Source organism: Haloechinothrix aidingensis (assembly GCF_013450155.1).
Classification (GTDB): Bacteria; Actinomycetota; Actinomycetes; order Mycobacteriales; family Pseudonocardiaceae; genus Haloechinothrix; species Haloechinothrix aidingensis.
On record NZ_JACCKD010000007.1, the window covers coordinates 209,631 to 223,016 of the forward strand.

Consider the following 13,386-nt stretch of genomic DNA (forward strand, 5'->3'; position numbering starts at 1 on the left):
CGAAGGTGACCTCGGTTCCATAGAAGGAGCCGAATGCAACATTCGGCTCCCACCTCCGGTGGGGTTAGCGGATGTCGTGGCGGACGATGGTTGCCTCGCGGCCGGGGCCGACGCCGACGGCCGAGATCCGCGCGCCGGAGAGCTCCTCGAGGCGCTCGACATAGGAGCGCGCGTTGGCGGGGAGGTCGTCGAAGGACCGGCAGGAGCTGATGTCCTCCTCCCAGCCGGGCAGCTCCTCGTAGATCGGCACGGCATGGTGCACGTCCGTCTGCGTCATCGGCATCTCGTCGTGCCGGAAGCCGTCGATCTCGTAGCCGACACACACCGGGATGCGCTCCAGCCCGGACAGTACGTCCAGCTTCGTCAGGAAGTAGTCGGTGATCCCGTTCAGCCGCGCGGAGTAACGGGCGATCACCGCGTCGTACCAGCCGGTGCGGCGGGACCGGCCGGTCGTGACACCGTGCTCGCCCCCCTTGGCACGCAGGTGTTCACCCATCTCGTCGTACAGCTCGGTGGGGAACGGTCCCGAACCGACCCGCGTGGTGTAGGCCTTGATGATGCCCAGCACCGTGTTGAGCTTGCCCGGGCCGATACCGGCACCGACACAGGCCCCGCCGGAGGTGGGGTTGGACGAGGTGACGAACGGGTAGGTGCCGTGATCGACGTCGAGCAGCGTGCCCTGGGAGCCCTCCAGCAGGACCGTCTCGCCCCTGCCGAGCGCGCGGTCCAGCTCGAGGCGCGTGTCCGCGATGCGGTGCGCGAACTTCTCGCCCGCTTCCAGGACCTCGTCGACCACCTGCTCGGGATCCAGCGCCTTGCGGTTGTAGACCTTGACCAGGATCTGGTTCTTGACCTCCAGAGCGGCCTCGACCTTCTGCCGCAGGATCTTCTCGTCCAGCAGGTCCTGCACCCGCACGCCGACGCGGGCGACCTTGTCCTGGTAGCACGGCCCGATACCGCGACCGGTCGTCCCGATCTTGCGGGAACCCAGGTAGCGCTCGGCGACCTTGTCGATGGCGACGTGGTACGGCATGATCAAGTGCGCGTCCGCCGAGATCAACAGCCCGGAGGTGTCCACACCGCGCTCGTCGAGACCGGCGAGCTCGTCGAGCAGCACCCCGGGATCGACGACCACCCCGTTACCGATCACGTTGGTCACCCCGGGGGTGAGAATGCCCGAGGGGATCAGGTGCAAGGCGAAGTTCTGGCCATCCGGCAGCACCACGGTATGACCGGCGTTGTTTCCGCCCTGGTACCGCACAACCCACTGCACCCGGTCGCCCAGCAGATCGGTGGCCTTGCCCTTACCTTCGTCACCCCACTGGGCTCCGATGAGCACGATGGCCGACATGTGACACTCCAGGTTGATCGACAGCAGGTTTCTCGGACGAGCATATGGCACGCGGGGCCAGCCACGGCCGATGCACGAGGGTAACGGAGGTAGGTGCCGTGCGGGGAGCAGTGATCGCATGCGGGAGACGGATCCCACCACTACCGGGCGTAACCGATGATCACGTCGCGCACGTCGGCCACCGGCCCGGCAAGGACGAGATCGACCCCGTGCTCGCCAGGGCAGCCGAGCTGACCGGCGACCCCGCCGGGGCGGCGAGCGGCGCGGATGTCGTCGTCGCCGGAACCGACGGCGACCTGGCCGCCGTCGTCCTCCGCCTGCTGCGCACCGACCGCCTGGCCACGCTGTCGGTGGGGTACGTGCCGGTCGAGCGGGAATCCGCCGTCGCGGCGGTATGGCGACTGCCGACCGACCCCGCCCGCGCGTTCGACGTCGCCACGCGGGCCGAGATCGACCGGGTCCCGTTGATCCGGGACGACGCCGGAGGGGTACTTGTCGGTAGTGGCGTGCTGACGAAGGTGCGCGGGGTCGGCTACTGCGACGACACCACGGCGCTGCGCGGCCCCGCGCGCCGCATCCACGCCGAGCCGGACAACACCGGTGGTCCCGGCCTGGTGCTGCACGTGATCGGTGGCCTGCTCGGCAGGCGCCGGAAGACCTTCACCGGCCGGGCCTTCCAGCTGGGCTGCGACCCGACGGTGCCCGTGGTCGACGGGGTCGCGCACCCGCGCGAGGTCACCCGGCTGAGCTGGTACCGGCACACCGAGGACCTGCGCCTGGCCCGGGGAGTGGTCGGCTGAGCGTCGCAGACCACCCCACCGGGGCGACGGCTCAGGAGCCGTCCTGCAGGCCGGTCGCGGCGACGGCTTCCGGGTCGGAGTCGTTCAGCAGCTGCACGCAGCGCTCGTACTCGGGGGTCTCGCCGATCCGTTGCGCCGCGCTCGCCAGTGCCGCGACGGAACGCAGGAAGCCCTGGTTCGGCCGGTGCCGCCACGGTACGGGGCCGTAGCCCTTCCAGCCGGACTTGCGGAGCTGGTCGAGCCCCCGGTGGTAGCCGGTCCGGGCGTAGGCGTACGCGGCGACGGGCTCGCCCGCGGCCAGCGCCTTCTCCGCCAGTGCCGCCCAGGCCTCGCTGAAGTCCGGGTGTTCGGCGGCGACCTCGGACGGTGTGGTCTCGGCGTCCATCGCGGCCTGCGCGTCGGTGCGGTCGGGAAGCAGGGTGGGTTCGGGGCCGAGCAAGTCGGTGCTGTTCATGGTGCCTTCCTTGTCGAGGCAGGTGGATACGAAAGCGACGCTGCTGCGCAAGCTGCCGCTCGCTCACAAGAGCAAGGTCACAGCCACGCTGGCCGTGGAAAGCACCAGCGCGGCGGCCAGCACTGTCGCGATCAGTCGCTTCGGCATCATCGTGAAGATTCTCCCATCGGGCCGGTGAGGGCTCGCGTACCCGTGCGTACTCCGTGCACCCGGACCACAGGGCACACGCACCGCCGGGCACGCGAGCACCCCACGGTGCTCAGCCGAGCTTCTTACCCGCGGACTTGAGGTCCTCGGTCGCACGCACGACTCGCTCGGCCATCGCCCCCTCGGCCTGCTTGAGGTAGCTGCGCGGGTCGTAGGCCTTCTTGTCGCCCACCTCGCCGTCGATCTTGAGCACCCCGTCGTAGTTGCGGAAGAAGTGGTCGGCCACGGCACGGGTGAACGCGTACTGCGTGTCGGTGTCCACGTTCATCTTCACCACGCCGTAGGAGACGGCCTCGTGGATCTCCGAGTCCAGCGAGCCGGAGCCACCGTGGAAGACCAGGTCGAACGGGCGGGAACCGGCGGGCTGGCCGAGCTTCTCGGCGGCCACATCCTGGCCGCGCTTGAGGATCTCGGGCCGGAGCTTGACGTTGCCCGGCTTGTAGACACCGTGCACGTTGCCGAACGTGGCCGCCAGCATGTAGCGGCCCTTCTCGCCGGCGCCCAGCTCCTCGACGGTGCGGACGAAGTCACCCTCGGCCGTGTACAGCTTCTCGTTGATGTCGTTGGAGACGCCGTCTTCCTCCCCGCCGACGACACCGATCTCGACCTCGAGGACGATCTTCGCTGCCTTGGCACGCTCCAGCAGCTCGGCACCGATCCGCAGGTTCTCCTCGAGGTCGATGGCCGAGCCGTCCCACATGTGCGACTGGAACAGCGGGTTCTGCCCCCGGCTGACCCGCTCCTGGCTGATGTCGAGCAGCGGGCGGACGAACCGGTCCAGCTTGTCCTCCGGGCAGTGGTCGGTGTGCAGCGCGATGTTCACCGGGTACTTGTCCGCGACGACGTGGGCGTACTCGGCCAGGGCCGTCGCTCCCGTGACCATGTCCTTGACCTTCTGCCCGGAGGCGAACTCCGAGCCGCCGGTGGAGAACTGGATGATCCCGTCGCTCTCCGCCTCGGCGAAGCCTCTGATCGCCGCGTTCAGCGTTTCCGACGAGGTCACGTTGATGGCCGGATACGCGAACTCGCCCGCCTTCGCGCGGTCGAGCATCTCGTTGTAAACCTCGGGTGTGGCGATGGGCATCGTTGCTCCTCCTCGCAGCTGCCGTCCTGATTGCGGCACCGGCTGGAACGGTGGTTGGGTGCGCCAGACGTTGTCGGGTTCGACTACCGACGGGCTCACCCTCATCGTACGAACACCGCGCAGCGTCCGACGCGGCCGCACCCGAGGACAAGACGGCGCGGATGCCGGTAACGGTTACCCGTGATTATCTTACTACGAGTAAGTTATCCTGCTACTCATCACACCGCTCAGGACCTGGAGGCACCCATGCCGCTCAACCCGCTGTCAGCCCTGACGAGGACGGAGACCGTCGAGGGCAAGGTCGTGCTGATCACCGGAGCCGCCAGAGGCATCGGCGCGGGCCTCGCGGAGCGGCTGGCCGCCCGCGGGGCCAAGGTCGCGCTCGTGGGACTCGAGCCCGACGAGCAGCGCGCGGTCGCCGACCGCATCGGGCCGAACGCGCGCTCCTGGACCGCCGACGTCACGAGCTGGGACGACCTGGAGCAGGCCACGGCGGGTGTCGTCGAGCACTTCGGCGGGATCGACATCGTCGTGGCCAACGCGGGCATCGCCTCCACCGGCTTCACCCGCTCGGTCGACATACACGCCTTCGAGAAGGTGATCGAGGTGGACCTCCTCGGGGTATGGCGCACCTTCCGGGTCACCCTGCCGCACGTGCTCGAACGCAAGGGGTACCTGCTGACCGTGTCCTCGCTGGCCGCGATCTGCCACGCGCCGGGCATGGCGAGCTACACGGCAGCGAAGGCAGGTGTCGAGGCGCTGTCCAACAGCATGCGTGCCGAGCTGAAGCACCTCGGCGTCCGCGTCGGGGTAGCCCACCCCACGTGGATCAGGACCGACCTGGTGGAGTCCGCCGACGCGCACCCCGTCTTCGGCAAGCTGCGTACCGGCATGCCCGGGCTGCTCGGCAAGACCTACCCGCTGCCCGTCGCGCTCGACTGCCTCGAGCAAGGCATCGTGCGCAGGGCCCGCACCATCCACGTGCCCCGCTGGGTGGGTGGGTTGAAGCTGCTCAGGGCATTCCTCCCACCGGTCATCGAGATCGGCGGGCGGATGACCGGCGTGCCCGAGGCCGACCGCGACGCGCTGGCCGACATCGAACGGCGCGGCGCGCGGGAGTCCGCGGTCACCGGGCACGGCGGGCGTGCGGCGACGCAGCGCGACGCGGACACGTAGGCTACGGCTAAGCTGGCCGGCGAGATCAACATCGGTTCGTCGATGACGCAGGAGGCCGCATGTCCCGGCGCGACCAGATCAAGATGACCGACCGCGAGATCCGCGATTACCTTGCCGAGCAGCGCGTGATCAACGTCGCCACGATGGGGCCGAACGGCAGGCCGCATCTGGCGCCACTGTGGTACGTCCCGCACGGGGGTGGTGACACGGACGGCGGGACGCTGCGTCTGGAGACGTGGACGTACGGGCGCTCGCAGAAGGTCGCCAACCTGCGCAGGCTCGCGCAGGCGACGCTGCTCGTCGAGTCCGGCGAGGCCTACGAGGAGCTGCGCGGGGTCTCGATGGAGACCGACGTCGAGATCATCGACGACACCGAGCGGACGCTTGCCATCGGCACGGACCTGATGCGCCGGTACACCTTCGACGGCGCCGAGATCCCCGACGAGGCCGTCGACGCGCTACGCGCCCAGGCGACCAAGCGCGTCGGGCTGGTCTTCACCCCGACGAAGATCGTCACCTGGGATCACAGCAAGCTGGGCGGGACGTACTGAACCGGCGCCGTCACGGCACCCAGGCACCCAGCACCGGCTTGTACTCGCGCACCGAGCGCCGCGCGATCGCGCCCTCCACGTGGTAGGGGTCGGCGTCGATCACCGTGTGCAGGTCGTCGAGATCCTCGGCCTGCACCAGCATGATGCCGCCGGTGTCGTCGGCGAGCGGGCCCGCTACGGCGACCCGGCCGCGCTCGGCCAGGTCGCTGAGGAACTCGCGGTGCCTCGGGCGCACCTCGGCGAGCTTGTCCTGCACGTACTCGATCTCTACCAGGAACCAGGCCACGAACGTCTCCCAACCGAATCGGTGTGCGCTGTGACCGTACCGTCACGGCACCGGCGGCGATGCGGGTACCGGGGCGGCGCCCGGTCGCCGGGGTTCACGGCGCGTAGGCGAATGACCACGCACACAGATACGCTTGGTCCGTGTCCGTGTCCGATTCCAGTGCTGAGCGAACGGTCGAGCGCACGCTCGGCCATCTGCGCACCATCGATGCCCCCGAACCGCACGAGCAGGACGAGCCGCTCACCCTGGAGGACCTGTACCGGCGACACCGGATGCAGCTGATCAGGCTCGCCGTGCTGCTTGTGGACGACGCCGCCACCGCGGAGGACGTGGTGCAGGATTCCTTCGCGGGGCTGTACCGCAAGTGGGCTGAGCTGCGGGACTCCTCGGCCGCACTCGGTTACCTCCGCGCCGCCGTCGTCAACCGCGCCCGCAGCGTGCTGCGCCGCCGCAAGACCGCCCGCGACTACGTCCCGCCGCACGGGGTCAACGCACGGTCCGCGGAGAGCGTCGCCATGCTCAGCAGCGAGCACCAGGCGGTCGTGGACGCCCTGAGCACCCTGCCGCACCGGCAGCGGGAAGTGCTCGTGCTGCGCTACTACGGCGGGCTCAGCGAGGCGGAGATCTCGGACGCGACCGGGATCTCCAAAGGCACCGTCAAATCCACGGCGAGCCGCGCGCTCGAGTCGCTGCACCGTGCCATGCAGCAGTAGGCTCCGCTGCCAAGACCATGCACGAACCACCTGTCCAGCACGAGCACGAGCTCGCCCGGGCACTGCAGGCGCACGCCGAGCGCGGCGTGGAGGCCGCCGCGACGGGATCCGGGGCGAGCGAGCGCCGCCCACGCGGAATCAGGGCGCGGCGCGTACTACTGCTGTCCTGCGCGCTCGGCCTCGTCACGGGGATCGGGCTCGGGGTGCTCACGCTGCTGTGAGCGTCACGGCAGCACCGGCCGGGTCACTGCTCGGCTGTGCTGCCCCCTGCGGCGTCGGGTTCGCCGTGCACGGCGAACATGGAGTTCGGGTTGAACAGGTTGTGCGGGTCGAGCGCCCCTTTGATCTGCCGGTGCACCCGCATGCCGACCGGGCCGATCTCGCGCTCCAGCCAGGCCTGCTTGATCTTGCCGATGCCGTGCTCACCGGTGACGGTGCCACCGAGGGACAGGCCGACGGACAGGATGTCGTCGAACGCGCGGTGCGCCCGCGCGGTCTCGTCCTCCGACGAGGGGTCGTACACGATGGTCGGGTGCATGTTGCCGTCCCCTGCGTGCCCGACGACCGCGACGCGCAGGCCGACCTCCTCGCCGATGCGCGCGCAGCCGGTCATCAGCTCCGCGATCCTGGTGCGGGGCACGGCGACGTCATCGGTGAGCCAGGTGCCGTAGAGCTCCAGCGCGGTCAGCACCACCCTGCGCGCCTGCAGCAGCATGTTGCCCTCGGCGAGATCGTCGGTCGAGTAGGTCATGCCCGCGCCCGCGTCGCGGCACATCTGCTCGAGCGCGTCCATCTCGCGGCGCGCGACCTCACCGCCGGAGTCCGACTGGCACAGCAGCAGTGCCTGCGTGTCGTCCCCGGTGCCGAGATCGGTACGCAGGTAGTCCTCCGAGGCCCGGATCGAGCTGGCGTCCATGATCTCCATCAGCGAGGGCACGAGGCCCTCGCCGACGATCCTGGCCACCGCGTCACCCGCGGCGGCCGTGGTGGGGAACCCGGCGACGAGCGTGGCCGGCGCCTGCGGCAGCGGGCGCAGGCTCACCGTCGCCTGGGTGATCACGCCGAGCGTGCCCTCGCTGCCGATGAACAGCTTGGCCAGGTCGTACCCCGCGACGCCCTTGACCGTACGGCGGCCGGTCCGCAGCAGCGACCCGTCTGCGAGCACCACCTCGAGGCCGAGCACCGAGTCGGTGGTCACGCCGTACTTCACGCAGCACAGGCCGCCCGCGTTGGTGGCGAGGTTGCCGCCGATCGTGCACCAGTCGTAGCTGGAGGGGTCCGGGGGATAGAACAGGCCGTGTTTGCTGACCGCGTCCCGGAAGTCCAGGTTCACCACACCCGGCTGCACCACAGCGAGGCGGTTCGCCGCGTCGATCTCCACGATCTCGTCGAGTTTCGTGGTCACCAGCACGACACAGCCGTCGATGGCGTTGGCGGCGCCGGTCAGGCCGCTACCGGCGCCACGCGGCACGATCGGTACCCCCGCATCCGCACACGCCCGCACGCACGCCTGGACTCCGTCGACGTCGCCGGGCATCACCACGGCCAGCGGTTTGCCGTAGGGCGCGATCGGCATCATGTCCCGCGAGTAGCTGCCCATGATGTCCTCGTCGGTGACCACGGCGTCGCCGCCGACCTCGGCGCGCAGGCGGTTCAACAGCTCGGAGCTCATGTCCCCACGGTAGTGCGAATCCCGGGTATCGGGCGATGGTCGGCACCGTCGCCGGTCGTGCCGGGCGGCGAACCGGCCCGGACGCCGTCCCGGGCGGACAGGGCTACGGGCCTACGGGCGTCCACCCGGTCACCGGTAGGCGTACCCGTGCCGTGAACGGGACGCCACGCGCCGCTCGATGAGCAGCGCGCCCGCGACCACGGCCACGCCGAGCGCGATCAGGCCGGTCGTGACGGCGATGTCGCAGCTCGGGGCGAGCAGGGTGCGTTGCTCGTCCTCCCAGGGCTGCCACGGCCACAGGGCGCGCAGCGCTCCGGCCATCAGCCCGGTCATCACCACCATCGTGAGGTGGTGATGGTGCACGAGCAGCCACTGCAGCAGCTTCACGAACAGGGCGAGGCCCGCGAAAGCGCCGAGCGCGAACGTGGCCAGGTAGCCGAGGTCGCGCTCGTTGACCGCATCCAAGGTGACCGTGTACAGCCCGAACGTCAGCAGCAGGAACGAGCCGGACAGCCCGGGTAGCACCAGCGCGCAGATCGCGACACCGGCCGCGAGCAGCACGACCAGCGGGTGCGGCGTGACCTCGGTCGGCGGCAGCCCGGTCAGCACGAACGCGACGGCTGCCGCGGCAAGGGCGAGCACGTAGTGCGCAGGGCTCCACCGCTTGCCGGAAGCGCGGTACGGCACCCACAGCCCCGCGAGGACGAGCCCGAAGAACAGCGCGTGGGTGCGCTGCGGGTGGTCCTCCACGAGGGGGGCGACCAGTTTGGCGGCGAGCACGATCGTCACCACCATCCCGGCTACGGCCGCCAGCACCAGCGGCCAGTCCGCCTTGCGGAACTCGGCTCGCGCCTCCCCGAGCCCCCTGCCACGTGGCGGATCCGTCACGCCGCGCCTGAGCCCGCCGACGACGTGTCCCGCCGAGATGATCAACCGGTCGTAGATGCCGACGATCAGGGCCACGGTGCCGCCGCTGATGCCGGGAATGACCTCGGCGGTGCCGATCAGCCCGCCACGGAACGCGTTGAACAGGTGAGTACCCGCTGACTTCGCCACGCGCCCACCCTACGACCCCCCGATCCGGACGCTGAATGACGCTTTCCGTCCACGAGACGGGCTGAAAGCGTCGTTCAGCGCACGGCACAGAGCGGCGTAGCCCACACACGATGGATTCGCGGCGGGGTGTGCCAATATATTTGTATCGAGCAACTAGTTGGTGAGCACAAGAAGCGATCAAGGAGCCCGATCACCGCATGCCGCCTTCAGCGCAGCACGCCGCCCCCGGCGACGTCGTCGACTCGGCCGACGCACTCGGCACCGAGCTCATCCGGTTCGTCCGGTTGCTCAACAAGGCAACCGCACGGCTGGCCAAGGCCCAGCCGCACGGCATCGAGCAGGGCACCTTCGCGATCCTCGGCAACCTGGTCCACGGCGGGCCCCTGCGCACCTCCGCCCTGGCGGAGCTGCTGCACACCGAGATCTCCACGGTCAGCAGGCAGACCAGCACGCTGGTGCATCACGGCCTGCTCGAACGCCAGGCCGACCCCGATGACGGCCGCGCCTGCCTGCTCGCGCCCACCGAGGAAGGGATGCGGGTGTACGAAGGTGCCCGAGCCGCCCGCAACAGGTGGCTCGCCGCGACCGTGCGCGACTGGGACCCGGAGGACGTCGAGCACCTGATCACACTGCTCGGGCGGCTGAACTCCGACCTGCTCGACAACGACCTCGCCGCCGTGCCGCTGGTCGGGACCGATGAGCACCCGAGTGGCGGGAGCGACGGCCAGTGACAACAACACCCCCTCGCACCCAGCCGGCCCCGCAGGACGAGTGGTACTCGCCGCTGACCCACAAGCAGATCCTGTCCATCCTGTCCGGACTGCTGATGGGAATGTTCCTCGCGGCGCTGGACAACACCATCCTGTCCACCGCGATCCGCACCATCGCCGACGATCTCCAGGGCCTGAGCATGCAGGCGTGGGCGACGACCGCCTACCTGATCACGGCGACCATCGCCACGCCCATCTACGGCAAGCTCTCCGACATCTACGGGCGCAAACCGCTCTTCCTGACCGCGATCACGGTCTTCCTGGTGGGGTCGCTGGCCTGCACGCTCGCCCAGTCGATGTACAGCCTTGCGGCGTTCCGCGCGTTGCAGGGGCTCGGCGGTGGCGGCCTGATGTCGCTGGCGATCACGATCATCGGCGACATCGTCGCGCCCCGCAAGCGAGCCAAGTACCAGGGCTACATCGTGGCCATGTTCGCGCTGGCCAGCGTGCTCGGCCCGGTCATAGGCGGGCTGTTCGCCGGCATGGACACCTTCGCCGGCATCGCGGGCTGGCGCTGGGTCTTCGGCATCAACGTGCCCATCGGCATCGCGGCGCTGTTCGTCGTGTTCAAGGTGCTCAACGTGCCGCACGAGCGGCAGCGGCACCGCATCGACTGGCGCGGTGCGGTGTTCCTGGCCTGCAGCGTGTTCCCGCTGCTGCTCGTCGCCGAGCAGGGCCGCGAGTGGGGGTGGGGTTCGATCCCCGCGCTGGCCTGCTACGCGATGGTCGCCATCGGGATCACCCTGTTCCTCTGGGTGGAGCACCGGATGGGTGATGCCGCGCTGATCCCCATGCGGCTGTTCCGCAGCTCCACGTTCAGCGTGGCCATCGCGGCGAGCATCCTCATCGGTGTGGGCTTGTTCGGCTCGGTGACGCTGATCCCGCAGTACCTGCAGATCGTGCACGGGTACTCACCCACCCAGGCCGGCCTGCTCACCGTGCCGATGATGCTGGGGATCATGACCGGGACGACCATCACCGGCCGCGTGATCGCCGCGACGGGGCGCTACAAGATCCTGCCGGTGACCGGCACGGCCTGCATCGCGCTCGGGTCGTTGCTGTTCGCGCAGGTGTCCTGGGACAGCCCGCTGTGGCACCCGCTGACGGCGATGGCGGTGATAGGTTTCGGCCTCGGTGGATGCATGCAGACGTTGGTCATCACCGCACAGAACGCCGGACCGCGCCGCGACATGGGCGTATCCACCGCATCGGCCACGTTCTTCCGCCAGATCGGCGGGACACTCGGCGTCGCCGTGTTCCTGTCCATCCTGTTCAGCACGCTGACCCACAACATCCACAACGCCGCCGCCCGCCTGGGCATGGGCCCCGGCGAACTCGCCAACGGCGATGTGGACATCATGCGGGACTCGTCCTTCCTCAAGGACCTGCCGGTCGAACAAGCCCAGCCATTCCTGATGGGCTTCTCCGAGTCGGTGAGCCTGGTGTTCTACGTCGCCGCAGGTGTCGCCGTCACCGCGTTCGTACTGCTGCTGTTCATGCGGGAGCTCCCTCTCGCCGACTCCGGCAGCGGGAGTAGTGACGATCACCGGTCCGAGGCGCCCCACGAACGCTGACCCGCGCATCAATCGTGACGAGCACTATCCGGATCGCAGTAGGGCGACCGCCACAGCAGAGGTCGCTGCACGACGAGGCACGTGACGGTCAGCGCGACGCCGAGCAGGATCATCGCCCCGTACAGCACGGCGGCCGCGCCGGACTCGATCGCCGGGGACATACCGGCAAGCAGTCCGATCGCCACCGCCGCACTCAGCGAGGCGATCACGCACGCTCCGGTGCACACGTTACGCAGGGACCGAACGGAAGCCACATCAACACGGCCCGGCTGGACCCAGGTTCGCACCGCGAGCGCAACCCCACCGGCCACGAAGGCGCACATGAACGGAATGGATGCGGGATAGATCAGCCAGACCCGGAGGCGTTCGCCGTCGGCGACCACCACCTGTCGCGACACGATGGCCGCGACCAATCCGATCGGTGCGGGTACGACCACGCCGAGGCCGAGCCACGTGCACCTACGGGTGATCTTCTCGGTCGCCGGCTGGGGAGCCGGCACCCAGCACGATGCGTTTCCCGCACGAGCCGCCGTCATCGAGGGTCCCGCTGCGACTCGCCGTCACCGGACGCTACGGATCCCCATCTGCGACTCATCGCGCGCAGCCTAGCAACCAACGTGGGTAGCGACCGGAGTTCTCGTGAATTCGTGTTACCGCCCGAGCTCCCCGGCGTGATTCACCGCGCGGCCCCGCACTCGCGTTGCCGCTCGCGCGAGTGTCCTTGGGCGGCCCGCCGTGGTACCCGCTGACGGCGATGACGGTGATAAGTTCCGGCGACGGGGGTGCATACAAGCCTTGATCAGCACGGCACAGAACGCGGGTGCGCGCCGCGACACAGGCGTGTCCACCGCATCGGTCCCGGCCGACTCGCCAACTGCGAAGCAGACGCCATGCGTAAGGTCCCTGCTCGCCGACTCCGGCAGCGAGCGAGTGCCGCGCGAATCCAGTTAGGCTCTTGATAGTGGTCACCGAATATGCCGGCGCAGCTGACGTCGGTCTCGATCTGCTCACCGGCGCGGGCCCGGTGATGCTCTGGCTGGTCGTGCTGAGCTTCATCTTCGCCCAGTGCGGTCTGATCATCGGACTGGTACTGCCCGGTGGAACCCTGCTCTTCCCTGTCGGGATCATGCTCGCCCAGCAGGGCGCCGACCTGCAGGTATGGCTGATGGCGGTCGCGGCCACCATCGCCGCCATCGCGGGCAACCTCACCGGTTACGTGATCGGCCACAAGGCGGGGACCGTCGTGGCTGCCAGGAAGGGCGGGACGCTGCTGAGCAGGGAGAAGGTGGACCGTGCACGGACGTTCCTGAACAGGCACGGGGTCCTCGCGGTCGTCGCGGCCCGGTGGATCCCGTGGGCAGGCACGCTCACGCCGCTCATCGCGGGCGCGGCAGGGATGGATCGCAGGCGATACGCGTGGGGCAGCACGCTCGGCGCGATCCTGTGGGTGCCGGTGGTGCTGTTCGCGGGTTTCTACGCGGCGGGGCTGCTCACCCTGGTTCCCCAGTGGCTGGAAACAACGGTCGTGTGGGTCCTGATCGGGCTGGTCGTCGCGAGCACCGTCTACGGCGTCTGGCGCTACGTCGGCGAGATACGCAAACCGATCGACCCCACGCCCGGTCCCGAGCAGGTAAGCCAGCAGCATTCTTGACGGATTGTCAGTAGGGCCACATACCCTGGTTTCACCCTGCC

General features: G+C 69.3%; 16 protein-coding genes. 9 read left to right on the forward strand and 7 right to left on the reverse strand.

What is annotated here, in order from left to right; genetic code table 11:
* Positions 1–64 precede the first annotated feature (64 nt).
* Positions 65–1,351 (reverse strand): adenylosuccinate synthase, encoded by a 1,287-nt coding sequence (locus H0B56_RS18580; protein WP_180894368.1) that lies wholly within the window; start codon positions 1,349–1,351, stop codon positions 65–67.
* Between the two features lie 98 nt (positions 1,352–1,449).
* Between H0B56_RS18580 and H0B56_RS18585 the strand changes: the two genes are divergently transcribed.
* Entirely contained in the window at positions 1,450–2,151 is a 702-nt protein-coding gene (locus tag H0B56_RS18585; RefSeq protein ID WP_180894369.1) for a hypothetical protein, read from the forward strand.
* 31 nt (positions 2,152–2,182) lie between these two features.
* Here the strand turns inward: H0B56_RS18585 and H0B56_RS18590 are convergent, their stop codons facing one another.
* Entirely contained in the window at positions 2,183–2,605 is a 423-nt protein-coding gene (locus H0B56_RS18590) for a DUF3151 domain-containing protein (protein WP_180894370.1), read from the reverse strand.
* Between H0B56_RS18590 and H0B56_RS18595 the strand changes: the two genes are divergently transcribed.
* A complete protein-coding gene (locus H0B56_RS18595) occupies positions 2,595–2,783 on the forward strand; it encodes a hypothetical protein (RefSeq protein WP_180894371.1) in 189 nt (62 codons plus the stop codon). The two genes, H0B56_RS18590 and H0B56_RS18595, sit on opposite strands and share 11 nt — an antisense overlap.
* Before the next feature lie 81 nt (positions 2,784–2,864).
* On the opposite strand, the gene fbaA is transcribed toward H0B56_RS18595, so the two are convergent.
* Positions 2,865–3,896, reverse strand: a complete 1,032-nt coding sequence (gene fbaA / locus H0B56_RS18600) for a class II fructose-bisphosphate aldolase (protein ID WP_180894372.1) — start codon at positions 3,894–3,896, stop codon at positions 2,865–2,867.
* A 246-nt stretch (positions 3,897–4,142) separates the two neighbouring features.
* On the opposite strand from fbaA, the gene H0B56_RS18605 reads away from it, so the two are divergent.
* The gene (locus H0B56_RS18605) at positions 4,143–5,072 is read left to right on the forward strand and encodes an SDR family oxidoreductase (protein WP_180894373.1); all 930 of its coding nucleotides are present in this window, start codon (positions 4,143–4,145) and stop codon (positions 5,070–5,072) included.
* Between the two features lie 59 nt (positions 5,073–5,131).
* Complete coding sequence (locus H0B56_RS18610; RefSeq protein WP_180894374.1) at positions 5,132–5,623, forward strand: pyridoxamine 5'-phosphate oxidase family protein; 492 nt, start codon at positions 5,132–5,134, stop codon at positions 5,621–5,623.
* Between the two features lie 10 nt (positions 5,624–5,633).
* Here the strand turns inward: H0B56_RS18610 and H0B56_RS18615 are convergent, their stop codons facing one another.
* Positions 5,634–5,909 (reverse strand): YciI family protein, encoded by a 276-nt coding sequence (locus tag H0B56_RS18615; protein ID WP_180894375.1) that lies wholly within the window; start codon positions 5,907–5,909, stop codon positions 5,634–5,636.
* A 146-nt stretch (positions 5,910–6,055) separates the two neighbouring features.
* Here H0B56_RS18615 and H0B56_RS18620 point away from each other — a divergent pair, with 146 nt between their 5' ends.
* Positions 6,056–6,622: a SigE family RNA polymerase sigma factor gene (locus H0B56_RS18620; protein ID WP_180894458.1), complete on the forward strand. Its 567-nt coding sequence runs from the start codon at positions 6,056–6,058 to the stop codon at positions 6,620–6,622.
* A gap of 17 nt (positions 6,623–6,639) precedes the next feature.
* Positions 6,640–6,843 carry a hypothetical protein gene (locus tag H0B56_RS18625; protein WP_180894376.1) on the forward strand — a complete coding sequence of 68 codons (204 nt, stop codon included), beginning with the start codon at positions 6,640–6,642 and terminating at the stop codon, positions 6,841–6,843.
* 23 nt (positions 6,844–6,866) lie between these two features.
* On the opposite strand, the gene H0B56_RS18630 is transcribed toward H0B56_RS18625, so the two are convergent.
* Both H0B56_RS18630 and H0B56_RS18635 read right to left on the reverse strand, forming a co-directional pair.
* Positions 6,867–8,294 (reverse strand): FAD-binding oxidoreductase, encoded by a 1,428-nt coding sequence (locus H0B56_RS18630; protein WP_180894377.1) that lies wholly within the window; start codon positions 8,292–8,294, stop codon positions 6,867–6,869.
* 129 nt (positions 8,295–8,423) lie between these two features.
* The gene (locus H0B56_RS18635) at positions 8,424–9,350 is read right to left on the reverse strand and encodes an undecaprenyl phosphate translocase family protein (RefSeq protein WP_180894378.1); all 927 of its coding nucleotides are present in this window, start codon (positions 9,348–9,350) and stop codon (positions 8,424–8,426) included.
* Between the two features lie 197 nt (positions 9,351–9,547).
* Between H0B56_RS18635 and H0B56_RS18640 the strand changes: the two genes are divergently transcribed.
* Both H0B56_RS18640 and H0B56_RS18645 read left to right on the forward strand, forming a co-directional pair.
* Entirely contained in the window at positions 9,548–10,081 is a 534-nt protein-coding gene (locus tag H0B56_RS18640; RefSeq protein ID WP_180894379.1) for a MarR family winged helix-turn-helix transcriptional regulator, read from the forward strand.
* Complete coding sequence (locus tag H0B56_RS18645; protein WP_180894380.1) at positions 10,078–11,694, forward strand: MDR family MFS transporter; 1,617 nt, start codon at positions 10,078–10,080, stop codon at positions 11,692–11,694. The genes H0B56_RS18640 and H0B56_RS18645 overlap by 4 nt, the downstream gene beginning before the upstream one ends.
* 8 nt (positions 11,695–11,702) lie before the next feature.
* On the opposite strand, the gene H0B56_RS18650 is transcribed toward H0B56_RS18645, so the two are convergent.
* The gene (locus tag H0B56_RS18650) at positions 11,703–12,194 is read right to left on the reverse strand and encodes a hypothetical protein (RefSeq protein ID WP_180894381.1); all 492 of its coding nucleotides are present in this window, start codon (positions 12,192–12,194) and stop codon (positions 11,703–11,705) included.
* A gap of 461 nt (positions 12,195–12,655) precedes the next feature.
* Here H0B56_RS18650 and H0B56_RS18655 point away from each other — a divergent pair, with 461 nt between their 5' ends.
* Positions 12,656–13,345 (forward strand): DedA family protein, encoded by a 690-nt coding sequence (locus H0B56_RS18655; protein ID WP_343063951.1) that lies wholly within the window; start codon positions 12,656–12,658, stop codon positions 13,343–13,345.
* The last annotated feature ends 41 nt before the right edge of the window (positions 13,346–13,386 follow it).

What these genes read in the sequence shown, in the direction of transcription:
- H0B56_RS18630 (WP_180894377.1), bottom strand. Translation starts at nt 8,294, where the DNA reads ATGAGCTCCGAGCTGTTGAACCGCCTGCGCGCCGAGGTCGGCGGCGAC.
- H0B56_RS18580 (WP_180894368.1), bottom strand. Translation starts at nt 1,351, where the DNA reads ATGTCGGCCATCGTGCTCATCGGAGCCCAGTGGGGTGACGAAGGTAAG.
- H0B56_RS18640 (WP_180894379.1), top strand. Translation starts at nt 9,548, where the DNA reads ATGCCGCCTTCAGCGCAGCACGCCGCCCCCGGCGACGTCGTCGACTCG.
- H0B56_RS18610 (WP_180894374.1), top strand. Translation starts at nt 5,132, where the DNA reads ATGTCCCGGCGCGACCAGATCAAGATGACCGACCGCGAGATCCGCGAT.
- H0B56_RS18625 (WP_180894376.1), top strand. Translation starts at nt 6,640, where the DNA reads ATGCACGAACCACCTGTCCAGCACGAGCACGAGCTCGCCCGGGCACTG.
- fbaA (WP_180894372.1), bottom strand. Translation starts at nt 3,896, where the DNA reads ATGCCCATCGCCACACCCGAGGTTTACAACGAGATGCTCGACCGCGCG.
- H0B56_RS18605 (WP_180894373.1), top strand. Translation starts at nt 4,143, where the DNA reads ATGCCGCTCAACCCGCTGTCAGCCCTGACGAGGACGGAGACCGTCGAG.
- H0B56_RS18590 (WP_180894370.1), bottom strand. Translation starts at nt 2,605, where the DNA reads ATGAACAGCACCGACTTGCTCGGCCCCGAACCCACCCTGCTTCCCGAC.